Source organism: Microbispora sp. KK1-11 (assembly GCF_006874435.1).
In the GTDB taxonomy this organism is placed as follows: domain Bacteria; phylum Actinomycetota; class Actinomycetes; order Streptosporangiales; family Streptosporangiaceae; genus Microbispora; species Microbispora catharanthi.
On record NZ_VIRJ01000003.1, the window covers coordinates 157,306 to 179,560 of the forward strand.

At 71.4% G+C, this 22,255-nt stretch carries 22 protein-coding genes; 11 read left to right on the top strand and 11 right to left on the bottom strand.

The window, feature by feature from the left end; genetic code table 11:
- Nucleotides 1–25 precede the first annotated feature (25 nt).
- The 5 genes from FLW16_RS06155 to FLW16_RS06175 all read left to right on the top strand — a co-directional run bounded on the left by FLW16_RS06155 (nucleotide 26) and on the right by FLW16_RS06175 (nucleotide 3,120).
- A complete protein-coding gene (locus FLW16_RS06155; RefSeq protein ID WP_142558515.1) occupies nucleotides 26–220 on the top strand; it encodes a DUF3046 domain-containing protein in 195 nt (64 codons plus the stop codon).
- Nucleotides 221–429: 209 nt separating this feature from the next.
- Complete coding sequence (locus FLW16_RS06160) at nucleotides 430–861, top strand: cytochrome d ubiquinol oxidase subunit II (RefSeq protein WP_142558517.1); 432 nt, start codon at nucleotides 430–432, stop codon at nucleotides 859–861.
- Nucleotides 858–1,232 carry a transcriptional regulator gene (locus FLW16_RS06165; protein ID WP_142558519.1) on the top strand — a complete coding sequence of 125 codons (375 nt, stop codon included), beginning with the start codon at nucleotides 858–860 and terminating at the stop codon, nucleotides 1,230–1,232. The genes FLW16_RS06160 and FLW16_RS06165 overlap by 4 nt, the downstream gene beginning before the upstream one ends.
- Complete coding sequence (locus FLW16_RS06170; protein WP_142558521.1) at nucleotides 1,160–2,038, top strand: ABC transporter ATP-binding protein; 879 nt, start codon at nucleotides 1,160–1,162, stop codon at nucleotides 2,036–2,038. The genes FLW16_RS06165 and FLW16_RS06170 overlap by 73 nt, the downstream gene beginning before the upstream one ends.
- The gene (locus tag FLW16_RS06175; RefSeq protein ID WP_142558523.1) at nucleotides 2,035–3,120 is read left to right on the top strand and encodes an ABC transporter permease; all 1,086 of its coding nucleotides are present in this window, start codon (nucleotides 2,035–2,037) and stop codon (nucleotides 3,118–3,120) included. The genes FLW16_RS06170 and FLW16_RS06175 overlap by 4 nt, the downstream gene beginning before the upstream one ends.
- Before the next feature lie 22 nt (nucleotides 3,121–3,142).
- Here the strand turns inward: FLW16_RS06175 and FLW16_RS06180 are convergent, their stop codons facing one another.
- Complete coding sequence (locus tag FLW16_RS06180; RefSeq protein WP_260614947.1) at nucleotides 3,143–3,418, bottom strand: hypothetical protein; 276 nt, start codon at nucleotides 3,416–3,418, stop codon at nucleotides 3,143–3,145.
- A gap of 331 nt (nucleotides 3,419–3,749) precedes the next feature.
- Here FLW16_RS06180 and recA point away from each other — a divergent pair, with 331 nt between their 5' ends.
- The 3 genes from recA (at nucleotide 3,750) to rny (ending at nucleotide 7,793) form a co-directional block, all read left to right on the top strand.
- Nucleotides 3,750–4,850, top strand: coding sequence for a recombinase RecA (gene recA / locus FLW16_RS06185; protein ID WP_142558526.1), 1,101 nt, complete (start codon nucleotides 3,750–3,752; stop codon nucleotides 4,848–4,850).
- 8 nt (nucleotides 4,851–4,858) lie between these two features.
- Nucleotides 4,859–5,890 (top strand): regulatory protein RecX, encoded by a 1,032-nt coding sequence (locus FLW16_RS44380; protein ID WP_221890925.1) that lies wholly within the window; start codon nucleotides 4,859–4,861, stop codon nucleotides 5,888–5,890.
- Between the two features lie 280 nt (nucleotides 5,891–6,170).
- Nucleotides 6,171–7,793 carry a ribonuclease Y gene (rny, locus tag FLW16_RS06195; RefSeq protein ID WP_142558528.1) on the top strand — a complete coding sequence of 541 codons (1,623 nt, stop codon included), beginning with the start codon at nucleotides 6,171–6,173 and terminating at the stop codon, nucleotides 7,791–7,793.
- A 217-nt stretch (nucleotides 7,794–8,010) separates the two neighbouring features.
- Here the strand turns inward: rny and FLW16_RS06200 are convergent, their stop codons facing one another.
- The 7 genes from FLW16_RS06200 to FLW16_RS06230 form a co-directional block, all read right to left on the bottom strand.
- Complete coding sequence (locus FLW16_RS06200; protein WP_142558530.1) at nucleotides 8,011–8,349, bottom strand: hypothetical protein; 339 nt, start codon at nucleotides 8,347–8,349, stop codon at nucleotides 8,011–8,013.
- A 147-nt stretch (nucleotides 8,350–8,496) separates the two neighbouring features.
- Nucleotides 8,497–10,473, bottom strand: a complete 1,977-nt coding sequence (locus FLW16_RS06205; RefSeq protein WP_142558532.1) for a prolyl oligopeptidase family serine peptidase — start codon at nucleotides 10,471–10,473, stop codon at nucleotides 8,497–8,499.
- Nucleotides 10,474–10,526: 53 nt separating this feature from the next.
- Entirely contained in the window at nucleotides 10,527–11,225 is a 699-nt protein-coding gene (locus FLW16_RS06210; RefSeq protein ID WP_396685501.1) for a transporter substrate-binding domain-containing protein, read from the bottom strand.
- Between the two features lie 121 nt (nucleotides 11,226–11,346).
- The gene (locus tag FLW16_RS06215) at nucleotides 11,347–12,225 is read right to left on the bottom strand and encodes an amino acid ABC transporter permease (protein WP_142558536.1); all 879 of its coding nucleotides are present in this window, start codon (nucleotides 12,223–12,225) and stop codon (nucleotides 11,347–11,349) included.
- Nucleotides 12,222–12,893, bottom strand: coding sequence for an amino acid ABC transporter permease (locus FLW16_RS06220; protein WP_139576150.1), 672 nt, complete (start codon nucleotides 12,891–12,893; stop codon nucleotides 12,222–12,224). Before FLW16_RS06220 ends, FLW16_RS06215 begins: the two co-directional genes overlap by 4 nt.
- 33 nt (nucleotides 12,894–12,926) lie before the next feature.
- The gene (locus tag FLW16_RS06225; RefSeq protein ID WP_142558538.1) at nucleotides 12,927–13,760 is read right to left on the bottom strand and encodes a glutamate ABC transporter substrate-binding protein; all 834 of its coding nucleotides are present in this window, start codon (nucleotides 13,758–13,760) and stop codon (nucleotides 12,927–12,929) included.
- A 44-nt stretch (nucleotides 13,761–13,804) separates the two neighbouring features.
- A complete protein-coding gene (locus FLW16_RS06230; protein ID WP_079312037.1) occupies nucleotides 13,805–14,560 on the bottom strand; it encodes an amino acid ABC transporter ATP-binding protein in 756 nt (251 codons plus the stop codon).
- Nucleotides 14,561–14,734: 174 nt separating this feature from the next.
- Here FLW16_RS06230 and FLW16_RS06235 point away from each other — a divergent pair, with 174 nt between their 5' ends.
- Nucleotides 14,735–15,379: a hypothetical protein gene (locus tag FLW16_RS06235; protein ID WP_142558540.1), complete on the top strand. Its 645-nt coding sequence runs from the start codon at nucleotides 14,735–14,737 to the stop codon at nucleotides 15,377–15,379.
- Between the two features lie 24 nt (nucleotides 15,380–15,403).
- On the opposite strand, the gene FLW16_RS06240 is transcribed toward FLW16_RS06235, so the two are convergent.
- From FLW16_RS06240 to FLW16_RS06250, 3 genes are all read right to left on the bottom strand, one after another.
- Nucleotides 15,404–16,042 carry a response regulator transcription factor gene (locus FLW16_RS06240; RefSeq protein ID WP_142558542.1) on the bottom strand — a complete coding sequence of 213 codons (639 nt, stop codon included), beginning with the start codon at nucleotides 16,040–16,042 and terminating at the stop codon, nucleotides 15,404–15,406.
- On the bottom strand, nucleotides 16,014–18,113 hold the full coding sequence (locus tag FLW16_RS06245; RefSeq protein WP_142558544.1) for a sensor histidine kinase: 2,100 nt from the start codon (nucleotides 18,111–18,113) through the stop codon (nucleotides 16,014–16,016). The genes FLW16_RS06240 and FLW16_RS06245 overlap by 29 nt, the downstream gene beginning before the upstream one ends.
- Nucleotides 18,114–18,269: 156 nt before the next feature.
- Nucleotides 18,270–19,685, bottom strand: coding sequence for a cell wall metabolism sensor histidine kinase WalK (locus FLW16_RS06250; RefSeq protein ID WP_142558546.1), 1,416 nt, complete (start codon nucleotides 19,683–19,685; stop codon nucleotides 18,270–18,272).
- Between the two features lie 360 nt (nucleotides 19,686–20,045).
- On the opposite strand from FLW16_RS06250, the gene miaB reads away from it, so the two are divergent.
- Both miaB and FLW16_RS06260 read left to right on the top strand, forming a co-directional pair.
- Nucleotides 20,046–21,506, top strand: a complete 1,461-nt coding sequence (miaB, locus tag FLW16_RS06255; protein ID WP_260614993.1) for a tRNA (N6-isopentenyl adenosine(37)-C2)-methylthiotransferase MiaB — start codon at nucleotides 20,046–20,048, stop codon at nucleotides 21,504–21,506.
- A 149-nt stretch (nucleotides 21,507–21,655) separates the two neighbouring features.
- Nucleotides 21,656–22,081, top strand: a complete 426-nt coding sequence (locus FLW16_RS06260; protein ID WP_142558550.1) for a hypothetical protein — start codon at nucleotides 21,656–21,658, stop codon at nucleotides 22,079–22,081.
- Nucleotides 22,082–22,255 lie beyond the last annotated feature (174 nt).

Sequence of the window (22,255 nt, forward strand, 5' to 3'; positions counted from 1 at the left end):
CGGGCCGCGGCGTCATACTGAACGCATGCGCCTCACAGACTTCTGGAACAGGATGCGCCGCCACTTCGGGGAGGCGTACGCGGAGTCGTGGGCGAAGGACTACGTGATCTCCGGGCTCGGCGGGCGCACGGTCGAGCAGGCCCTCGCGGAGGGTGTGGCGGCCAAGCAGGTCTGGCAGGCCGTCTGCCAGGAGGTCGACGTGGACCCCAAGCTGCGCTGACACTCCCTCTCCCGCCCTACCGGCAGACCGCACCGGCTGGGCTACCGCTCGGCGGCGCTCTCCGCCGGCTTCATCCCGTGACCGCGGCAGTGTGATCCCGTCACACGCCGCTCCGTGCATGACCCATATCCTCCGTCGTCCGCGACATCCACTTGAACGCCGGTTAAGTGGTTGCTACCGTGTTGAGTGGATGAACACGGAGGAAGAGCATGAGCGGAGACGACTTCACTCCCGATGAGGCTCTCCAGGAGATCGGGCGCGTGGGGCGGCGGGTCCGGAGTTCCTCGCGCGGGCCCGGACGGGCATACCTGTTCGTGGGACTGGCCACGATGGTCTACTGGCCGGTGATATTCCTCGGCGGCCATCCGCTGCCGTTGCTCGCCGGGCTCGGGTGGATCGTCCTGACGGTCGCCCTGTGCGTGTACTGGGCCCGGCTGCGGGTGCACGACCGGCTGATGAAGCGGATCAACGGGCCGGTCTCGGCCGCGTATGTGGTGACGATGACGCTGACGTTCGTCGTCGGCGTCTGGCTGCGCCCCGACCGGCCCACGGCGGGCTGGACGGCGGCGCTCGTCGCGCTGTCGGTGCTCGCCGGGCTGCCCCTGGTGTTCGGCGGGCTCCGCGTGGTGAGGAACCGGTGACGGCCCACCCGCGCCACGAGCTCGACGAGATCATCCACGCGCCGGTGCGGCTGTCGATCGTGGCGGCCCTGGCGGCGGCGGACAGGGCCGACTTCCGGTTCCTCCGCGACACCATCGAGGTCAGCGACTCGCTGCTCAGCAAGCACATCCTCACGCTCGAAGAGGCCGGATACGTCCGGGTGGAGAAGACCTTCGTCGGCAAGCGCGCACGCACCTGGCTCTCGCTGACCGACCAGGGGCGTAGGGCCTTCGAGACATACATGGACGTTCTGCGACGAATTGTGGAGGCGACCCCCCCGTGCTTGAGATCGACGGCCTGCGCAAACGCTATGGAGACAAGACCGCCCTCGACGGAGTGGGCTTCACCGTGAGGCCGGGCGAGATGTTCGGGTTCGTCGGCGCCAACGGCGCGGGCAAGACGACGACGATGCGGATCGTCATGGGCGTGCTCGACGCCGACTCCGGGGAGGTGCGCCTGGACGGGCGCCCGGTGACGTACGACGACCGCCGCACGTTCGGCTACATGCCGGAGGAGCGGGGCCTCTACCAGAAGATGAAGGTCGCCGAGCAGATCGAATACTTCGGCAGGCTCCACGGGCTCGCCCCGGCCGCCGCGCGCTCGGCCACTGCCACTCTGATCGAACGGCTCGGCCTGGTCGAGCGGCGCGACGACGCCGTGGAGGCGCTGTCGCTCGGCAACCAGCAGCGCGTGCAGCTCGCCGTCGCGCTCGTCCACGAGCCGGCGGTCCTGATCCTCGACGAGCCGTTCTCGGGCCTCGACCCGCTGGCGGTCGACGCGCTCGCGGAGGTGCTCAAGGACCGCGCCGCCGCGGGTGTGCCGGTGATCTTCTCCAGCCACCAGCTCGACCTGGTCGAACAGCTCTGCGACTCGGTCGGCATCATCTCGGCGGGCCGCATGGTGGCGTACGGACCGGTCGGCGAGCTGCGCGAGCGGGAGGGCCGCGGGGTGCTGCAGGTCGTGGTCAGGGACGCCGCGCCCGGCTGGGCCGACGGCTTGCCCGGCGAGCTCACCCGCGAGGGCGACCGCGACGTCCTGCTGTGCGAGGAGGGCGACGACCAGGACATCCTGCGTACGGCGATCGGCGCGGGCAGGGTGGAGCACTTCGGCCGCAGGCAGCCGACGCTGGCCGAGATCTTCAGGGAGGCGGTGGCATGAACGGCCTGTGGCTGGTGGCCCAGCGGGAGATCCGCACGCGCGTCAGGACGAAGTCGTACCTGATCAGTCTGGCGGTCAGCGCGGTCCTGGTGGCGGCGCTCGCGTTCCTGCCCAAGGTCCTGGGCGGCGACGACACCTACAACGTGGGCGTCGTGGGCCAGGCGCCCCCGCCCGCGGCCCAGCTCGCGTACTCCCGGTGGCCGGACGAGGCGGCCGCCCGGAAGGCCGTGGTCGACGGGGACCTCGACGCGGCCCTGATCAACGGGGACAAGGTCCTCGCGAACGGCGAACTCGACCAGCGGCTCGGGCTGGTCCTGGAGAGCGCCCACCGCGACGCCCAGATAAGCGCGGCCGGCCTCACCATCACGCCGCTGACGGTGGAGTCGGTCGGCGCGGACGCCCGCTACCAGGGCGTGCGCACCGGCATCGCCACGCTGATCGTGATGGTGCTGTTCTTCCTGCTCATCTACTCTTCGATGTTCGTCGCCATGGGCGTGGTGGAGGAGAAGGGCAGCCGCATCGTGGAGATCCTGCTCACCTCGGTGCGTCCCTGGCAGCTCCTGGGCGGCAAGATCGTCGGGCTGGGCTCGCTGGGGCTGGTCAACCTCGTCGTGGTCATCGCCGCCGGTCTGGCGGCGTCGTTCGCGACCGGCTTCACGGCCGACCTGCCGCCCGGAATGGGGGGAATCGTGGTCAGCGCGGTCGTCTGGTTCGTGCTGGGCTACGCCTTCTTCTCGGCGCTCGCCGCCGCCTTCGGCTCCCTGGTGTCGCGGCAGGAGGAGCTCAACACCGTCCTGACGCCGATGACCATGCTCATGATGTTCACCTACCTGACGGCCTACTTCGCCGCCGTCGAGCCGACGGGCACGGTCGCGCGCGTGCTGTCGTTCGTGCCGCCGTTCTCCTCGATGGTCATGCCCGTGCGTACGGCGGCCGTCGACGTGCCGCTGGGGGAGATCCTCATCGCCGGAGCGCTCATGGTCGTGGCCGTGGTGGCCGTCCTGCTGGGCGCGGCCCGCGTCTACCGGCGGGCGGTGCTCCGCACCGGCGCCCGGGTCAAGCTGGGCGAGGTCGTCCGCTGACGGCGGGGGCGCCGGCGGAGGATCAGGGGGGCCGGGAGAGCGTCTGACCGATCAGTTCGGCCGCGCGGCCGGGGTCGGCGGCGCTCTCCTGGCCGCCCGGCGCCCACAGGAACATCCAGCCCTCCTTGGCGGGCGTCGCGAAGACGATCGTCTGCCTGCCGGTGCCCGGGTGCCAGACGGACAGGACCGGATCGTCCGTGCCGAGCAGTCGCGCGGAGAGACCGTGCTCGGGGAGCCGCGCCGCGAGCGCCTCAAGGCGGGCCAGGCGCTGTCCGCTGTAGTCGCCGGTGCCCGTCACGTGGCCCCTCCAGCGGGGAGATCCAGCTTTGCTACAAGGATCGTCCCAGGTCAGCGCGCTGGCAACCACGGCAGAGTAACGCCCGGGAATGTAACGGCGCGGTTGGGACGCCGTTCCTCCCCGGACTCCCTGGCGGTTCCGGCATGTGATCGAACAGTCGTTCGGCTATATTGGACTGGTCGCCGCCGGGGTGCGCGCCGTCAGGTCGCCGGGGCGCGACGGACTCCCGGCCCGCCTTCCGGGGCGGGCTGCGGGAAGCTCCGGAAAATGTCGGTGGCACCCCGTAGCTTTTCGGTGACCGAGCAGACGACCACCCTTCAGGGGGCACCCAATGGCAATCAACGACCGCGAGAAGGCCCTTGAGACCGCCCTCGCGCAAATCGAGCGGCAGTTCGGCAAGGGCAGCGTCATGCGCCTCGGAGACGACGCGCGTGCCCCGATCGAGGTCATCCCCACCGGTTCTATCGCTCTCGACGTCGCCCTCGGCATCGGCGGCTATCCCCGCGGCAGGATCGTCGAGGTGTACGGTCCCGAGTCCTCCGGTAAGACGACGGTCGCCCTGCACGCCGTGGCCAACGCCCAGAAGGGCGGCGGCATCGCCGCGTTCATCGACGCCGAGCACGCCCTCGACCCCGAGTACGCCAAGAAGCTGGGCGTCGACGTCGACGCGTTGCTCGTCTCCCAGCCGGACACCGGTGAGCAGGCGCTGGAGATCGCGGACATGCTGATCCGCTCCGGCGCCGTCGACATCATCGTGATCGACTCGGTGGCGGCCCTCGTGCCGAAGGCCGAGATCGAGGGCGAGATGGGCGACAGCCACGTCGGCCTCCAGGCCCGCCTCATGTCGCAGGCCCTGCGCAAGATCGCCGGCGCGCTGAACCAGACCCGGACCACCGCCATCTTCATCAACCAGCTCCGCGAGAAGATCGGCGTCATGTTCGGAAGCCCCGAGACCACCACGGGCGGCAAGGCGCTGAAGTTCTACGCGTCGGTGCGGCTGGACGCGCGCAGGATCGAGACGCTCAAGGACGGCACCGAGCCGGTCGGCAACCGGACCCGGGTGAAGGTCGTCAAGAACAAGATGGCCCCGCCCTTCCGCCAGGCCGACTTCGACATCCTGTACGGCATCGGCATCTCCCGCGAGGGCGGGCTGATCGACATGGGCGTCGAGCACGGGTTCGTGCGCAAGGCCGGCGCCTGGTACACGTACGAGGGCGACCAGCTCGGGCAGGGCAAGGAGAACGCCCGCAACTTCCTGAAGAACAACCCCGACATCGCCAACGAGATCGAGAAGAAGATCAAGGAGAAGCTCGGTGTCGGGCCGCGGCTCGACACGCCGAGCGAGCCCCCCGCCGCTCCGGCGGCGCCGCCCGCCCCCACGTCCGGCCGGGGCAGCAAGGCGGCCAGCGCGCCCAAGCCGGGTGACGTCTGAGCGCAGGCATGAGGCGCGACGAGCCCCCCGGCCCGGACGACGGGATCGGGCCGGGGGACTGGAACTCGGGACCGTGGGGGCCGGCCGAAGAGCTGTCCGGGCCGGCTGAGGACGCCTCCGCGACGATCGCCGCCCTGCGCGAGGAGATCCGGCGTGCGGAGATCGGGCGTGCGGAGATCGGGCGTGCGGAGATCGGGCGTGCGGAGATCGGGCGTGCGGAGATCGGGCGTGCGGAGGCAGGGCAGGAGGCCGGCCGGGCCGGAGGCCGTCGTCAGGGACGTGGCGGCCGGCGGGGAGAACGGGCAGGCCTGAGACAACAGGCGGCGCTGGGAGAACACCAAGTTCCGGGAGACCGGGCAGCGCTGGGGGAGCAAGGGGCTCTAGGAGACTGGGCAGGCCTCGGGGAGCAGGGCGCTCCGGGGGACCGGCCAGGGCTGGGAGGACGCCGAGCGCCGAGAGGCCGGGGAAGGCGTGACAGGTCCGGCGGGTGGCTTCCCGACGGACCGCAGGAGGGCACCGCGGCGGACGAGGGACCGCCGGCCGACCCCGAGGCGGTGGCCAGAGCCATCTGCCTGCGGCTGCTGACGATGGCGCCCAAAACCCGGGCCCAGCTCGCGGACGCCCTGCGCAAGCGGGACGTGCCCGAGGAGGCGGCGAACGCCGTGCTGGAGCGGTTCTCCGAGGTCGGGCTGATCGACGACGAGGCGTTCGCCGCCGCGTGGGTGAGCTCCCGGCACACCGGTCGCGGGCTTGCCCGCCGCGCGCTCGCCCAGGAACTGCGGCAGCGCGGCGTGGCCGAGGAGACGGTCAAGGACGCCGTGGGGCGGCTCGATCCGGACGAGGAGGCCGAGACCGCACGCAGGCTGGTGGACCGGAAACTGGCCGCCACCCGCGGAGTGGAGCCGCAGGCACGCATGCGAAGATTGGTCGGCATGCTGGCCCGCAAGGGCTACTCGCCGGGACTGGCCTTCCGTGTGGTCCGAGAGGCGATCGAGGCCGAGGGCAGTCCGTCAGATGGGCTTCCGGATACCTTCGAGTGAGCCATAGCACCACGCAAAAGTCACTTGACAGGGCATCTTTGCTTGCTCGTTACCTCTCTGACGCTTAATCTCGACCGCAGTGAGGAGTTACTCCGCGCAGCGCGGATTGCCATAACGGTGTACCACGACGGACGAGAGACATTGACCGGCCTTCGGGCCATATGGGTCGCCCCTCGGGGCGCCTGGGCATTGCGACGATATTTGTCCTGGTGACGCCACCGGGCGCTGCCGTGCTGCGCGTGTGACCCCTGCCAAGAGTTGTCGTGAGGGGTGAGCGCGCATGGACACGATCGTGATCGTTCTTGCGGTTGCGGTAGTGCTGCTGGCTCTCGTAATGATCGCCGCCCTCGTCATAGTCATGCGCCGCACCGGAGCCGTCGCACCTTCCGGCCCTTCGCCCGAGCAGCTCGCCGAGGTGAAGGCCGAGGTCAACGAGGAACTCGAACGGGCCAGACGCGAGGCCGAGGAGATCCGCACGAAGGCGGAGCGTGACGCGGGGGAGATCCTCAAGAAGTCGGAGACTCTCGCCGAGAGCGCCGCGCTGATGCGCAAGGAGGTCGAGGAGGAGGCGCGGATCCTCAAGACGGAGCTCAAGGAGCTGCGCTCCGACCTCGAACGCCGCGAGAACCGGCTGGCCGAGCGTGAGCAGCGGCTCGACGAGGAGTCGCGCAGGCAGACCGAGCGGGCCCGCAAGCTGGCCGAGACCGAGACCGAGCTGGCCGACCGCCGCGAGGAGCTGGAGCGGGTGGCCGAGCGGCGGCAGGAGATCCTGGAGCGGGTCGCGGGCCTGACCGCCGAGCAGGCCAAGGCGGAGCTGGTCAAGGAGATCGAGAACCAGGCCAAGCGCGAGGCCGCGCTGATCGTCCGGGAGATCGAGGGCGAGGCCAGGAAGGAGGGCGAGAAGCGCGCCTGCAAGATCGTGACGCTGGCCGTCCAGCGGGTCGCCACCGAGCAGACGGCCGAGTCGGTGGTGAGCGTCCTCCACCTGCCGGGCGACGAGATGAAGGGCCGCATCATCGGCCGCGAGGGCCGCAACATCAGGGCCTTCGAGTCCACCACCGGGGTCAATCTGATCATCGACGACACGCCGGAGGCGGTGCTGCTGTCGTGTTTCGACCCGGTCCGGAGGGAGACGGCCAGGCTGACGCTGGAGAAGCTCGTGCTCGACGGCCGGATCCACCCCCAGCGGATCGAGGAGGCGTACGAGCGCAGCAAGGCCGAGGTGCTGGACCTGTGCGTGCGGGCGGGAGAGGACGCGCTGGTCGAGCTGGGCATCACGGAGATGCACCCCGAGCTGGTCACGCTGCTGGGCCAGCTCCGCTATCGCACCTCCTACGGCCAGAACGTGCTCAAGCACCTGATCGAGTCGGCGCACATCGCCGGGATCATGGCCTCCGAGCTGCGGCTCGACCGTGACCTCGTCAAGCGCTGCGCGCTTTTGCACGACATCGGCAAGGCGCTCACCCACGAGGTCGAGGGCAGCCACGCGATGATCGGCGCGGAGATCGCCCGGCGGTACGGCGAGCACGAGGACGTCGTCCACGCCATCGAGGCGCACCACAACGAGGTGGAGGTCAGGACCGTCGAGGCGGTCCTCACCCAGGCCGCGGACGCGATCAGCGGCAGCCGCCCCGGCGCCCGGCGCGAGTCCCTGGAGGCGTACGTCAAGCGGCTGGAGCGCCTGGAGGAGATCGCCCAGTCGTACGACGGCGTGGACAAGGTCTTCGCCATGCAGGCGGGCCGGGAGATCCGGGTGATGGTCCGGCCCGAGAACGTGGACGACATCCAGGCCCAGGTCATCGCCAGGGACGTCGCCAAGCAGGTCGAGGAGGAGCTGACCTACCCCGGCCAGATCCGGATCACCGTGGTCCGCGAGTCCCGCGCCACGGAGTTCGCCCGGTAAAGGCCTCGGCAGGCACGCCTCATGCCCCGACCGCCTGCCCTCGTGAAGGGGCCCGACTGATCCCTTCCGTGAGGGCGGCTGATCGAGTCGCCCACCCCGCCGGAGCCGACGACGGCCGCCGACCGGGTCACCTGCCCGTCAAGGCGAAGGGCCCCCGCCCGCTGGGCGGGGGCCCCGGTCGTGCGGGGAGGCTCCGGTGGGACGCCCCCTGCTCTGATCAGGCCTTGAGGCTGAGCGCGTCGGCGAGGTCGTCGAGCGCCTTCGCCGGCGTCGCCTGCGCGCCGACGGAGGTGTCGAGCTGGTGGGAGACGGCCCGAAGCTGCGCCACGGCGGCGTTCTTCTGCGGCCCGTCGGTGAACCGCTCGGCCCGGTCGACGAACTTCCGGACGCTGTCGGCCGTGGCCTTCTTCATGGTGCCGGTGCGCAGCGCCTGCGCGTAGTAGGCGCGCACCAGCGGGAAGCTCGCCGGCCACGTCACCCGAGGCTGGTGCTGGGTGTTGAACCGGTTGAAACCGGTGAAGTTGCCGACGAACGCGTACTTGCCGCTGAAGGCCATGTCCGAGTTCGCGTACGACGAGTTGCCCGGGCTCGAGGCCTGGTAGAAGCCCTCAGGCTTGTCCCACCCATGTCGACGCGGACCAGCGCATCGAGATCGACCGGATGCGCACGCTTCTCGCCCAGACGGACGGGTGACCGGCCCCGCTCACCGGAAGATCTGCAGGTAGAACGACAGCTCGGCGGCGAGGGCCGCCGCCTTGGTCTCCAGCCGCCGGAACCCGTGGGCCTCGCCCTCGAACGTCAGGTAGGTGCAGGGCACGCCGCGCGCCAGCAGGCGCTCGGCGAACGCCCGCGACTGGGCCGGCGGCACGACCGGGTCGGCGAGCCCCTGCATGAGCAGCATGGGACAGTTCACCTGGTCGGCCCGGGCCAGCGGCTCACGCTCGCCATACCGGTCCTCGGGACCGACCAGCCACTCCACGTACCGCGACTCGAAGTCGTGGGTGGCCGCGACGAGCGGCCCGAGCGCGCTGACGCCCGCCACCGAGACGCCGCCCGCGAAGACGTCCGACGCGCCGCAGGCGGCCATGACCGTCCATCCGCCCGCGCTCGCCCCGCGTACGGCGATCCGGGCGGGGTCGGCGAGGCCCTCGGCGACCAGCCACTTCGCCGCGGCGATCACGTCCTCCACGTCGGTCACGCCCCACCGGCCGCGCAGGCGTTCCCGGTAGGCCCGGCCGTACCCGCTGGATCCGCCGTAGTTGACGTCGATCACGCCGATGCCGCGGCTGGTGAAGAACGCCTTCTCCAGGCTGAGCTCGCTCGTCGCGTGCCCGGTCGGCCCACCGTGCACGAAGACGACGTAGGGCGCGCCGCCCTCGTCCGCCTGATCCGGCGGATACAGGTACGCGTGGACGCGCATGCCGGGCCCGGCCCCGATCTCCACGCCGCCGATCTCCACGGCCTCGAACTCCACGGCCAGGGGCGCGGGGAGGACGCCGGCGGGAACGTCCTCGATCTCCCGGCGCAGTTCCACGGCGCGACCGGTGCGACCGGCGTGACCGGCGCCGGCGGAGTGACCGGCGGCGCCGGCGGCGTCGATCCGGACGACCGAACGCGGCGCGCCCGCCCGGTAACCGAGGCCGGCGAGCACGTCGCCGTCCGCGTCCAGCACGGGCGCCCACCCCTCGAAGGGGACGTCGAGGTCGGTCAGCGTGCCCGTCTCCGGGTCGAGGACGCCCAGGCGCAGGTCACCGCGCCCGTGCAGCACGGCGAGCCGCCCGTCGCCCAGCACGGCGTACGGCAGGCCGCCGAGTTGCCACAGCGGCCCGGCGAACTCCTCCTCCGCCGGGTAGAGGGGCTCGCACGACGATCCGGACATGTCCGCCCGGTAGAGGTTCCACCAGCCGGACCGGTCGGAGATCGCGTACAGGCGCCGCTCGTCGCACCACACCGGCGCGAGGACCGACTCTGCGGGCCCGCCCATCACCGTCCACGTGGCGCCGTCGGACAGCCGCGTGACCCGCAGCTCGGTGCCGGTCCAGGGCATGCGCGGGTGGTTCCAGCAGATGTAGGCGAGGTGCCGGCCGTCGGGAGACGGCGTGGGCGAGGCGTAGAAGTCGCTGCCGGTGACCAGTTCGGCGACGTCGCCGGCCCCGGCCGGCTCCACGGCCACGATCGAACGGGTGACCTTGGCGTCCTGGTGGTGACGTTCCCGTACGCACCACACCCGGGGCCCGCCCGGGCCACCCGCGTCCTGGACCCGCAGGTCGGCGTAGCGCAGCACGCCCGGCTCGTCGGGCTCCGGCGTGACCGGGCGAGGCCGCTCCGCGCCCGAGCCCGGCTCGCCGCCGCCGTGGGACCGGGCGAGATAGAGCCGCTGGTCGGGGTGGTGCGCGAAGACGAGGCCGTGGCCGGGGACCACGACGTAGGACCGCCCGCCGTACTCGTGGACGCGCGTACGGGCGTCCCAGGGCGCGGGAAGCAGGTCGGTGAGGGTGCCGTCGGCGGCCCGGTGGACGACCGTGCGGCGGCCGCCCTCGGCGGGGCGGTCCTCCTCCCACCACGTCTCCCCGCCCAGCACGGTCGGGAAGCCGAGCCGCAGACCGGCGCGTGCCACGTCGGCGGTGGAGATGGGCGACGGCCGTGGCGAGAACGACCTCGGGCCGGGCGTGGGGGGCATGACCGCATCCTGCCGGACGAGCCCGCTCCCGGGGGCGCGAATGCGGCAACGCGTCAGTCGAGGGACGGGGGAGTGGTGTAGCGGGTGGCGAGCGCGCCGAGCTGGTCGATGACCGTCCGCTTCCAGGTGCCGTCCTCGAACATCCGGCGCAGCGCCTCCTCGACCTGATCGCGCAGTGCGGCCGTCCCGGTGGCGATGCCGTACCTCTCGGTGGCCAGCGACCTGCCGCTGAAGCGGAACCTGCCGGGATACTGCGCCGACAGCCCGGCGAGCACGGGGGCGTCGGCCACGATCGCGTCGGTCCTGCCGGAGGCCAGCAGCGGCGCACAGGCCGCGGGCAGGTTCGCCTCGGCGAGGAAGAACTGCCGCCACCGGGTGCCGAACCTCCGCACGAGCGGCTCGGCGGACTCCCGGGTGGCGCAGACGCGTTTGCGGGCGAGGTCGCGCGGGCGGCGGATGGACAGGTCGTGGGCCCGGACGAGGATGTCGGTGCTGGTGACGAGGTAGGGGCCGGCGACATACCGGGAGCGGTCGGTGGCGCCGACGACGAGATCGGCCCGCGCGGTGTCGAGCGTGTAGACGACCTGGTCGTCGCGGTAGCCGAGCGCCCGGGCGACGTACTGCGCGACCTCGATGTCGAAGCCGCTGTAGCGCCCGTCGGGGAGTCTGGTGACCAGGCCAGGCTGCCCGGGACGCACGGCGACCACCAGTGTGCCGTCGTTCCCGCATCCACCGGTCAGGAACGCGGCCACCAGGACGCCGACCACGGCAACGCCACGCCACACGCGCTCAATATCGGGGTCGCGTGCGTCCCCCCGCCAGCAGCGACACGGCAAAGATCCCTTGACCCGCGCGGCGTCCGGCGGGAGGGGGTCAGCTCATCAGCGCGACCTCGCCGCCCGCGGCCACCTCGGCGGCGGCCGGGTCGGCCGCGATCTTGCGGCTGCGCCTGCTGCGCCGTTCCAGCCAGGTGGCGAGGTAGCCCAGCGCCAGGTTGATCGCGATGTAGACCACCGCGATGACGATGACCGAGGGGATCAGGTTGGCGTAGTTGGCCGGCACCACGCGGGCGCCCGCGTTCAGCAGGTCGGCGTACGCCACGACGAACCCGAGCGCGGTGTCCTTGAGCAGCACCACGAGCTGGCTGACGATCGCGGGCATCATCGCGGTCACCGCCTGCGGCAGCAGGATCAGCCGCATCACCTGGTTCTTGCGCAGGCCGATCGCGGATCCCGCCTCGGCCTGGCCGCGCGGCACGGCGAGGATGCCCGCGCGCACGATCTCCGCCAGAACCGACCCGTTGTAGACCGTGAGACCGAAGACCACGGCCGCGAACTCGGTCACGACCAGCCCGGCCAGGCTCCCGCCGTACTGGGCGAAGAAGATCAGCATGAGCACCGGGACCGCGCGGAAGGCCTCGACGATCACCGCGGCGGGGATCCGCACCCAGCGGTGGTCCGACAGGCGGGCGATGCCGAACACGGCCCCGAACAGCAGCGCGAGCACCGCGGCGACCGCGGCGGCTGCCAGCGTGTTGAGCAGCCCGGGCAGGATCAGCTCGGTCCAGGTGTCGGCCCGCAGGAACGGCTGCCACAGCTTGCCGTCCCACTGGCCCTTCTCGTCGAACTTCGTCCAGACGAAATACGCGACCAGCAGCAGGACGACGCCGAACGCGAGGGTCAGCGTGTTGTTGCGCAGGCGGGCGCGGGGGCCCGGCACGTCGTAGAGGACGCTGGCGCCGCGCCCGGTCATCGGACCACCGCCAGGCGCCGGGCCAGCCGGCCGGACAGCAGGTTCATGGGAAGGGTCAGCACGACGAACCCGGCGGCGAAGCCGAGGAAGATGGGAATGATCGCGTCTCCGTGGGCGTCGAACAGGTTCTTCATCCGCAGCGCCGCCTCCATGACGCCGATCGCGGCCGCGACCGTCGTGTTCTTGACCAGCGCGTTCAGCAGGCTCCCGAGCGGCGCGATGACCGTGCGCACCGCCTGGGGGAGGATCACCAGGCGGAGCGTCTGCAGGAACGTCAGCCCGATCGCCCGGGCCGCCTCCGCCTGCCCGAGCGGCACGGTGTTGATCCCCGACCTCACGACCTCGCACACGAAGGCCGAGGTGTAGGCGGACAACCCGATGATCGACAGCCAGAAGCTGTTGAGCGACAGGTCGTCCCGGGAGAACTGGACGTTCATCACCGTGCCCAGGCCGAGACCGCAGAACACGATGATCAGTGTGAGGGGCGTGTTGCGCAGCACGTTGACGTACAGCGCACCCGCCCCTCGCAGCACCGGCAGCGGACTGACGCGCATGGCCGCCAGCACGATTCCCCAGATCAGCGAGATCACCCCGCTGACCACCGTGAGCTTCACCGTCAGCCAGAACGCGCCGAGGATGACGGGAAGCTCGTCGACGACGGCCTCCACCGCCGGCCTCCTTCCAGTGCCGCTATCGGTGCTCTAGTACCGTTCGACGGACGGCGGCGAGGTGAAGTATTTGCTGAACTCGCCGAGGTTGGCGTCGAGGGCCTTGCGCCAGCTGCCGTCCTTGAAGAACTTCTCGATCGCGTTGTTGATCGCGTCGCGGCCGGCCTTGTCGTCCAGCTTGATGCCGATGCCGTACTTCTCCTCGCTGAACGGCTGGCCGATCAGCTTGAACTTGCCGGGGAACTGGGCGGCGAACCCGGCGAGGATCGTCGCGTCCGTGGAGATGGCGTCGACCTGCTTGTTCTCCAGCAGCGGCAGGCACGCGCCGTACCCCTGCTGCTGGGTGAGGTTCTTGGACTCCCACTCCGCCCCGAACTTGTCGGCGAGACGCTTCGGCGACGACGAGCCCTGCGCACCGCAGACCTTCTTGTCCTTGAGGGAGTCGACCCCGGTGATCGAGGTGTCGTCGGCGCGGACGAGGATGTCCTGGCCGGTGACCAGGTAAGGCCCGGCGAAGGAGATCTTCTTCTTGCGCTCGTCGGTGATGGAGTAGGTCGCCACGACCATGTCCACCTGGCCCTGCTGAATGAACGGCTCACGGTTGGCCGACTGGGCCTCCTTGAACGTGATCCCGCTCTCCGGCACGCCGAGTTCCTTGGCGACGTACCTCGCCACGTCGACGTCGAACCCGCCGTAGCTGCCGTCGGGCTTCTTCAGGCCCCAGCCCGGCTGGTCGATCTTGATGCCGATCACGAGCTTCTTGTCGTTCTTGGCCTTGTCGGCTATCGAGTCCGCACCGGAGTTGCCGCAGGCCGTCAGGCCGGTGGCCAGGGCGGCCAGCGCGAGCAGGCCGGCTCCGAATCGCATCCGCGTCACCTTTCGCTTCTTGTGGAGCTTGTCGTGAGCTGGGATCAGTGAGTGAGGATCTTGGAGAGGAAGTCGCGGGCGCGCTCGGTGCTCGGCTGGGTGAAGAACTCCGAGGGCGACCCCTCCTCGACGATCTGGCCGTCGGCCATGAACACGATCCGGTTGGCCGCCCTGCGGGCGAAGCCCATCTCGTGGGTGACGACCATCATCGTCATGCCGTCCTTGGCCAGGCCGGTCATCACGTCGAGCACCTCCTGGACCATCTCGGGGTCGAGGGCCGAGGTGGGCTCGTCGAAAAGGATCATCTTGGGGTCCATGGCCAGCGCGCGGGCGATGGCCGCGCGCTGCTGCTGACCGCCGGACAACTGGGCGGGATACTTGCCCGCCTGAGAGGCGATGCCGACCCTTTCGAGCAGTTCCATGCCCCGCTGCTCGGCCTGCTGCCGGGAGATCTTCCGCACCCTGGTCGGGCCGAGCGTGACGTTCTCCAGGATCGTCTTGTGGGAGAAGAGGTTGAAGGACTGGAACACCATCCCGACCTCGGACCGCAGGCGCGCCAGCGCCCTGCCCTCGGCGGGCAGCTCCCGCCCGTCGAAGACGATGGTCCCGGTGTCGATCGTCTCCAGGCGGTTGATCACCCGGCACAGCGTCGACTTGCCGCTGCCGGACGGGCCGATGACGACGACCACCTCGCCCCGGCCCACGCTCAGGTCGATGTCCCTGAGCACATGCAGGGGACCGAAATGCTTGTTGACTCCCTCCAGCCTGACAAGCGGGTCGGAACCACTGATCTCCGTCATGGTCAACAACGTAGGGGGGTCAAGGCTGCCGAGTCACTAACGGGCCGGTACCGAATAGATCACATCCCGGCTGCTCAGGACATCACTCCCGGTTTGTCCGTACGGCCCGCCCCATGCGGCCCGGGACGCGGTCCCGATTGGCTCCTGCCGACCTCTCATCGTGTAGGAGCGCAGATGCTGAAAAATCCGGATCTGTTTCGGAAGACCGTGGCGGGAGCGGCCATGCTGGCGTGGCCCGTCCTGCTCGGCCTGGCCTTCCTGACCTCGCCGCCGGGCACCGAGCACGATCCCGCGGTGTTCCGCGCCAGCCCGGTGCAGGTGCAGGCCAGCGCGCTGCTGTTCCAGTGGGCGACCGTCTGTCTGGTCCCGGTGATCCTCGGGCTAGCCCACCTCCTCCGCGCGCGGGCGCCGCGCACCGGCAACATCGGCGCGGCCGTCGGCCTGACCGGCGCGGTCACCGCCACCTGCCTGTTCATGACCGACTTCTACGACCTGGCGCTGGCGCTCACCCTTCCGGACGCCCCGGCCGCCAGGGTGACCGAGGTGGCCGGCGCGCTCGGCGGGTTCGTGTACGGCATCCTCCTGCCGGGCTTCCTCCTTCACGTGAGCCTGCTGGTGCTCCTGACGGGCCTGGCGGCGGTGCGGCGGGCGCCGTGGTGGGTTCCCGTGGCGGCGCTCGCGGGGACCTGCGGGCCGTTCCTCACGATGGGGCAGCCGCCGGCCGTCCAGGCCATCGGGTCGCTGTTCCACCTCGCCGCGTTCGGCGCGGTCGCGCTGAAGGTCCTGCGCATGCCCGTGGACGACTGGCGGGCCGCCTGAGCGCCCGCGGCGCCCGCCCGTCCGCTACAGGCCCGATTCCCTGACCCGCATGATCGCCTCGGCCCGGTCGGCCACGCGCAGCTTCGCGAAGATGCTGGAGACGTGGTTGCGCACGGTCTTCTGGCTCAGCCCGAGCCTGGCCGCGATCTGGACGTTCGTCAGATGGCCGGCCACCAGGCCCAGGATCTCCCGTTCACGCGGGGTGAGTTCGGGAAAGCTCGGCTCCGGCTTGCGGCCGAGATCGGAGAAGTAGCCCATCAGCCGCCCGGCGAGGGCGGGGCCGAAGATGGCCTCGCCCTCGGCCACGGCCCGGATCGCACGCACGAGCTCGGCCCGCCGCGCGCCCTTGAGCACATACCCGCGGGCCCCCGCGCGCAGTGCCGCGAAGACCGCGTCGTCGTCGTCAGCCATGCTGAGCACCAGGACCCGCACGTGCGGGTTGTCCCTCGTGATCCGCTCGGTCGCGGCCACCCCGCCCATGCCGGGCATGGCGAGGTCCATCAGCACGACGTCGGGCTGCACGCGGGGGAGGAGGGCGAGGGCCTGCTCGCCGCTGGCCGCCTCGTCGGCGACCTCCATCTCCTCCACCGGCCGCAGGAGCGCGCGCAGCCCCGCCCGGAAGGCCGCGTGGTCGTCAACCAGCAGCACGCGGATCGGCTCCATCGCCCGCCTCCCGTCTCGTGTCCTGCGCCGTGTTCAGGCGTGTGTTCCCGGCCGTGTTCCGGGTCGTGTTCTCGGCCGTGTTCCGCGCCGGAAGGCGGGCCAGTACGCGCGTCCCGCCGCCGGGCCGCGGGCCGATCACGCAGGTGCCGCCGAGCTCGGCCGCCCGCTCGCGCATCGACGCCGTGCCCACCCCGCTCCCACCGCCGTCCGCGTGCGGCTCGCCGCCCTCGTCGGCGACCTCCACTTCGAGCACGCCCGCATGAGTCCCGCCGGTCATGCCGAGCCGTACGCGCACCCGCCCGGCCCCGGCGTGGCGGCGCGCGTTCGCCAGCGCCTCGGCCGCGATCCGGTACGCCGCCACCTCGACGGCCGCGGGCAGCGCCGGGAGGGAACCGTCGATCTCGACGTCGATCTCGACGCCGGGCAGCCGGGCCGCGTGCGACCTGATCGCCCCGGCCAGGCCCAGCGTGTCGAGGGCCGGCGGCCGCAGCCCCTCCACCAGCGTCCGTACGTCGCCCATCGCCGTGCGGGCGTCCGTCATGATCTCTTCGAGCATCGCCAGGGCGTCCGGGTCGCGCACCATGTCCTGCACCGCCTCCGCGCGCATGGTCAACGCGGCCAGCGTCGGTCCGAGCCCGTCGTGCAGGTCGCGCCGCAGCCGCCGCCGTTCCTCCTCGCGGGCCGCCACGAGCCGTTCACGGGAGCGCTGCAGGTCCGCCGACAGCCGTACGGCGTGCACGGCGATCCCCGTCTGGCGGGCGAGGTCGGCGAGAACCCTGCGGTCTCTCGGGCCGAGCCCGCTCTCGCCCGGACGCGGAGACAGGACCAGGTCGCCCACCGGCTCGCCCCGGTGCACGAGCGGCAGCCGTACGGCGCCGGGGGAGGGCGCGCCGTAGGCGTGGGTCGGCCCTCCGGCGACCTCGACCGCGACGTGCGGCAGGCGCAGCGCCTCCGCCACCGACCGGGCCGCCGCGGCCAGCACCGCACCCGGCTCCGCCGCCTCCTCCAGGCGCCTGCCCAGCAGGGCCAGCGCCGCGTACGGATCGTCACGTCTGCCGTACATCACCAGATTGACGGCGCGTTGCAGCCGCTCGCGCAGCGGCGCGAAGACGAGGGCGACCACCCCGGCGGCGGCCACCGACACCGGCAGCCCGTCCGCCGTGCGGAACACCGCGCCGAGATAGGTGACCACGAGCACGTAACCGCCGAACACGCACGCCGACAGCAGCACGTAGACGAGCGTGCGGTTGATGACGAGGTCGATGTCGAACAGACCGTGCCGCAGCACCGCGACCGCGGCGGCGGCCGGGAGCAGGCAGGCCGCGAACGTCCCCATGAGCTCCCAGAACGGGCTGGTGATGGGCCAGATGGAGCGCGGGTCGCCGTCCGACAACCCCGCGGCCACCCGCCCCGCGACGATCAGCCCGGCGAGCCCCGCGGCGTACCCGAGCCACTTGAGCTGGACCCGTTCGTCGGCGTCGCCGCGGCCGGCCCGGCGTACGAGGCCGGCCGCGCCCGCCACGAACAGGGCACCCATCAGCCCGGTCGTCAGCGGCTCGACGAACGGGGAGACCGCGGCGAGCGCGGGAACCCCGAGGGGGTTCGGCAGCGGTGTGCCCCACCCGAGCTGGTGGCTGGGGCCGGGCAGCAGGGCGCTCAGCGCGGTCGTCACGGCGGCGACCGCGGCGAGCGCACACAGGGTCGTCCGCCACCCGGGCGACGACGGCCGTCCCGACGGGAAGAAGGCCGGCACGGCGGCGACCGACAGGTTGGCGGGGACCCACAGCCACGTCTGCGGCCAGGCCATCGGGGTCGCGAACGGCAGCCCCGCCAGGGCGTAGTGCCCGGTCGCGTCCAACAGCGCGAAGCACAGGCCGCAGGCCGCCATCAGCCAGCCGACGGCGTTGCCCGGACGTTCGGCGGTGATCAGGCCCCCGACCAGCGCGCAGGCGGTGACGAACAGGAGGTGGCTCTGGGCGAACAGCCCGGCGCCGTTGCGGTGACCGAACACCAGGGCCGCGCCGACCAGGAGCAGGCTGAGCACGCAGACCGCCCACGCCGTACGCTGCACTGCCCGCCTCCTTCGCGCCTCCGGCGCGACCGCCGAGTCGGGCTCAGGCTAGCGACCGAAATGCCCAGACGAACAGGACAATGTCCCAGGACGTCCGGGGTCTCGCGGTCCCGGGCAGCGGCTCATCGGGGGACAGCGGTCATCGTGGGGCAGCGGTCATCGTGTGACAGGGAAACTGAAAAGGCCGGCGTGACCGGCGCGATGCTCGCTCCGGCCGGCGATCTGAGGCGCTTCGCGGACGGGGAGGCGCAGGACGAACCGCGCTCCCCGTTCGCTGTCCTGGATGGTCAAGGTGCCCTGATGCGCCTCCGCGATCTCCCGCGCGATCGCCAGCCCCAACCCGGTCCCCCCTGAGTCCCGGTCGCGTGAGGCCTCCAGCCGGGTGAAGCGGTCGAAGACCGTTTCCCGGTGTTCGGGGGCGATTCCGGCGCCGTCGTCGAGGATCTCCAGCGTCGCCGCCGGTCCGTCGGCACGCACGCTGACGGTGATCTGTGAGGTGGCGTGCCGTTCGGCGTTGTCGAGCAGGTTCACCAGGAGCCGGGTGATCCGCAGCCGGTCGCAGTCGACGAAGACGTTCTGCTGGATATCCCGCACGATCTCCATTCGGTAGGTGCGGCGGTCGAGCTCGCCGCGGACCAGCCGGCCGAGGTCGGTCGCACTGAGGTCGAGGGGGGCGCGGGCGTCCAGCCTGGCCAGGGTCAGCAGGTCGGTCACGATCGCCTGGAGGCGGTCCACTCCGGCGAGCACCGCCGCGGTCATCGTCGGCCAGTCGGTGTCGTCCGGATGCATCAGGGCCTCTTCGAGTTGGGCCCGCATGGCGGTGAGGGGGCTGCGCAGGTCGTGAGAGGCGTCCGAGGTGAACTGCCGCAGTTGCTTGTACGCGCCTTCGAGCCGGTCCAGGGTGTCGTTCACCGTTCCGGCCAGGAGCTTGATCTCTTCCTGGTTGTTGTGCGCCACGGGGACCCGGCGGTGGAGATGGGTGGCGGTGATCTCCGCCAGTTCGGTGCGGATGGCGTCCACCGCGGTCATATCCCTCTTGGCCACGTGGAAAGTGCCGGCTGCCGTCATCGCGGTCATCAGCAGGGACATGCCGATCGCGAAGGACAGCGCCGCAGTGTTCCCGTACCAGGGGACCGTGGGCACCGCCACGTAGAGGAGCCAAGGCCCGTCCGGCTGGTAGACCTTGTAGGAGAAGACGGTCATGCAGCCCTTGAGGCCGGCCGGAGGGCACAGCACCCGTTCGGCGTGCACGCTCGCGCTGGTCGCGTGGAAGGTGGCCATCGGGGGCTTGCCGGCGAGTTGCGGCGTCGCCGCGACGACCTGCTGGTGGGTGTCCAGGACCTGGATCGCGATCTCCTTGCCCGCCGGCAGCACCGAGGGGAGGAACCCCTCTCTGATGAGGGGCACCGTTCGGTCCCACGCCCCGGTGACCCGAGCCCGGGCCGCGTCGGCGTCCTTGCCGCCCGCGACGACGAGGAAGAGCAGGCTGACCCCGGTGCACACCAGTGCCGTGACGGCGGAGTAACCAACCGTCCTGCGGACGAGAACGGATGATCGGTTCCAGTTCAACATCGGTTCGGGCCAATCCGTGGGGAGCGTGGGTCTGATGCCTTCACAACAGCACCACATAGATATGAATGATTCAATAAAGCGAAATTTTCGCTTTTCACAAGCCTGGGTAATGGGAGATGCGAGCCCTGGTCATGACAGTGGGATCCGCGCCCGTGATCCGGTCCGCTCCGGGCAGGGCCCGGCGTGGGGTGACGACGTCGTCGTCGCCGCTCGTATGCGATCGAGTGCGCGACGTTCCGGTACGGGCGGGGGTGGGAAAGCGCCTACCCTTGTAGTGCGATGACTGCGACCACACAGACTGTGACGACACAGGGCGCCGAAGGCGCGACGACGACACAGGGCGCCGAGCGGACCTACGAGGTGCGGACCTACGGCTGCCAGATGAACGTGCACGACTCCGAGCGGCTGTCCGGGCTGCTGGAGGACGCGGGATACGTCCGCGCGGCCGAAGGGGACACGCCGGACGTCGTCGTGTTCAACACCTGCGCCGTGCGCGAGAACGCCGACAACCGGCTCTACGGCAACCTGGGCCACCTGCGGCCGATCAAGATGGCCCGCAAGGGCATGCAGATCGCGGTCGGCGGGTGCCTGGCGCAGAAGGACCAGGGCGAGATCGTCCGCCGGGCCCCGTGGGTGGACGTGGTCTTCGGCACCCACAACATCGGGTCGCTGCCGGTGCTGCTCGAGCGGGCCCGGATCGCGGAAGAGGCCCAGGTCGAGATCAAGGAGTCCCTGGAGACCTTCCCCTCCACGCTGCCGAGCCGCCGCGAGTCGGCCTACGCGGCCTGGGTGGCGATCTCGGTCGGGTGCAACAACACCTGCACGTTCTGCATCGTGCCGTCGCTGCGCGGCAAGGAGAAGGACCGCCGTCCCGGCGACATCCTCAGCGAGGTGCGCACGCTGGTCGACCAGGGGGTCCTGGAGATCACCCTGCTGGGCCAGAACGTCAACACCTACGGCGTGGAGTTCGGCGACCGGCTGGCGTTCGGCAAGCTGCTTCGGGCCTGCGGGGACGTCGAGGGACTGGAGCGGGTCCGCTTCACCTCGCCCCACCCGGCCGCCTTCACCGACGACGTGATCGCCGCCATGGCCGAGACGCCGAACGTCATGCACCAGCTGCACATGCCGCTGCAGTCCGGCTCCGACCGCGTCCTCAAGGCCATGCGCCGGTCGTACCGGTCCGAGCGCTACCTCGGGATCATCGAGCGGGTCCGGGCCGCCATGCCGGACGCCGCGATCTCGACCGACATCATCGTGGGCTTCCCGGGCGAGACCGAGGAGGACTTCCAGCAGACCCTCGACGTCGTGCGGCAGTCGCGCTTCGCCAACGCGTTCACGTTCCAGTACTCCATCCGCCCCGGCACCCCGGCCGCGACCATGGAGGACCAGGTGCCCAAGGCCGTGGTCCAGGAGCGGTACGAGCGCCTGGTCGCCCTCCAGGAGGAGATCTCCTGGGAGGAGAACAAGAAGCAGGTCGGGCGCACTCTGGAGGTGCTGGTCGCCGAGGGCGAGGGCCGCAAGGACGACGCCACCCACCGCCTGTCCGGCCGCGCGGCCGACAACCGCCTCGTCCACCTCGCCGCGTCCGACGTCGCCGCCGAGGCGCGCCCCGGCGACATGGTCACGGTCGAGGTCACCTACGCCGCGCCGCACCACCTGGTGGCCGACAAGGTCCTGTCCGTGCGGCGGACCCGCGCGGGCGACGCGTGGGAGACGCGGCAGGCGGCCCCGCAGCGGGGCAGCGCGGTCAGCCTGGGGATGCCCACCATCGGCCGTCCCGCTCCGCTGCCCGCGGAGCCGTCCGCCTGCTCGGCCGTCTGACGCGCCGAGTCCCGCGACGGCCGGGTCACCGGCCGAGGCGGCTCAGGACCTCGTAGCAATAGGCGCGCCGCAGCTCGTCGTCGAACCGCAGGCAGGGGTCCTGGATCCGGGTGTGCGCCACGCCGTCCGCCCCCGCACGGGGCACGGCGGTGCTGCGCGTGCCCGTGTCCCGGGCGGCCGAGCTCGTGGTCGCGGAGTTCCGGGCCGCCGCGTCCTTGGCCGCGGTGTTCTCGGCGGCCGCGTTCCCGGCTGTGTTGTCTGCCGCCGATTCGCCGGTCGCAGAGCCGCGTACGGCCGGCTTCGAGGCGTCCGGCGCAGCGATGCGGGCGGGCCGGGGCCGGTGCGCATCCCCCGTCCCGGCACGGCCTGCCGTGCCGGTGGGGTCGCTTCCGCCGCTCCGTGCCGTCGAGTCGCTTCCGCCGCTCCGTGCTGTCGAGTCGCTTCCGCCGCTCCGTGCTGTCGAGTCGCTTCCGCCGCTCCGTGCCGTCGAGACGGGCGAGGGCGGCCGGGACCGGGAGGAGGGGTCCGCCGGCCGGGCGGGGCGCCCGGACGACCGCGACGCTTCAGCCTCGTGACCGGGCGGCAGCGCACCGCGTCGACGTGCCGGCCGCTCTCGCTGCGGTCGTCCGCCTTCCGCGCTTTCCGGGTCGTCTCGCGCCGCCGCTTCTTCCGTCTCCCCCCGGCGCTCAGCCGCGCGTTCCGGTTCCGTTTCCGGCCGCTCGGATGCGGGTGCCCGTGGGGCCGTCGCC

Coding starts and splice junctions, on each gene's coding strand:
- FLW16_RS06215 (WP_142558536.1), bottom strand. CDS start 12,225: ATGACCGGGCGCGGCGCCAGCGTCCTCTACGACGTGCCGGGCCCCCGC.
- FLW16_RS06200 (WP_142558530.1), bottom strand. CDS start 8,349: ATGGCCTTCAGCGGCAAGTACGCGTTCGTCGGCAACTTCACCGGTTTC.
- FLW16_RS06205 (WP_142558532.1), bottom strand. CDS start 10,473: ATGCCCCCCACGCCCGGCCCGAGGTCGTTCTCGCCACGGCCGTCGCCC.
- FLW16_RS06250 (WP_142558546.1), bottom strand. CDS start 19,685: ATGTTGAACTGGAACCGATCATCCGTTCTCGTCCGCAGGACGGTTGGT.
- rny (WP_142558528.1), top strand. CDS start 6,171: ATGGACACGATCGTGATCGTTCTTGCGGTTGCGGTAGTGCTGCTGGCT.
- recA (WP_142558526.1), top strand. CDS start 3,750: ATGGCAATCAACGACCGCGAGAAGGCCCTTGAGACCGCCCTCGCGCAA.
- FLW16_RS06175 (WP_142558523.1), top strand. CDS start 2,035: ATGAACGGCCTGTGGCTGGTGGCCCAGCGGGAGATCCGCACGCGCGTC.
- FLW16_RS06240 (WP_142558542.1), bottom strand. CDS start 16,042: ATGGAGCCGATCCGCGTGCTGCTGGTTGACGACCACGCGGCCTTCCGG.
- FLW16_RS06230 (WP_079312037.1), bottom strand. CDS start 14,560: ATGACGGAGATCAGTGGTTCCGACCCGCTTGTCAGGCTGGAGGGAGTC.
- FLW16_RS06155 (WP_142558515.1), top strand. CDS start 26: ATGCGCCTCACAGACTTCTGGAACAGGATGCGCCGCCACTTCGGGGAG.
- FLW16_RS44380 (WP_221890925.1), top strand. CDS start 4,859: ATGAGGCGCGACGAGCCCCCCGGCCCGGACGACGGGATCGGGCCGGGG.
- FLW16_RS06225 (WP_142558538.1), bottom strand. CDS start 13,760: ATGCGATTCGGAGCCGGCCTGCTCGCGCTGGCCGCCCTGGCCACCGGC.
- FLW16_RS06235 (WP_142558540.1), top strand. CDS start 14,735: ATGCTGAAAAATCCGGATCTGTTTCGGAAGACCGTGGCGGGAGCGGCC.
- FLW16_RS06160 (WP_142558517.1), top strand. CDS start 430: ATGAGCGGAGACGACTTCACTCCCGATGAGGCTCTCCAGGAGATCGGG.